Raw genomic sequence first — 262 nt, 5'->3', positions numbered from 1 at the left:
TGAGAATTCTGAATATTCTCAACGAAAACGATCTTTGACATGTTGTTACAGACAAAACTGTAGAAAAGAAAATTTCAATACAGCTGAAAGTATGGGCTAGGTCCCTTGTGAGTATTCATATTCACATTGGGACACAGGCGAAAGTAAGAAAGGGCGTATGGCGGATGCCTAGGCTCACGGAGGCGATGAAGGACGTGATAAGCTGCGACAAGCCCTGGGGAGGTGCAAATGACCTTTGATCCAGGGATTTCCGAATGGGACA

1 rRNA gene is annotated in these 262 nt (G+C 45.0%); it reads left to right on the top strand.

The features are described 5' to 3' along the window. Positions 1-137: 137 nt before the first annotated feature. Positions 138-262, top strand: a 23S ribosomal RNA gene (locus ST42_RS02045); the annotation flags it as partial.

It is taken from the genome of Prevotella pectinovora (assembly GCF_000834015.1).
GTDB classification, from domain to species: domain Bacteria; phylum Bacteroidota; class Bacteroidia; order Bacteroidales; family Bacteroidaceae; genus Prevotella; species Prevotella pectinovora.
This window is presented reverse-complemented; position numbering and strand designations above follow the sequence as displayed.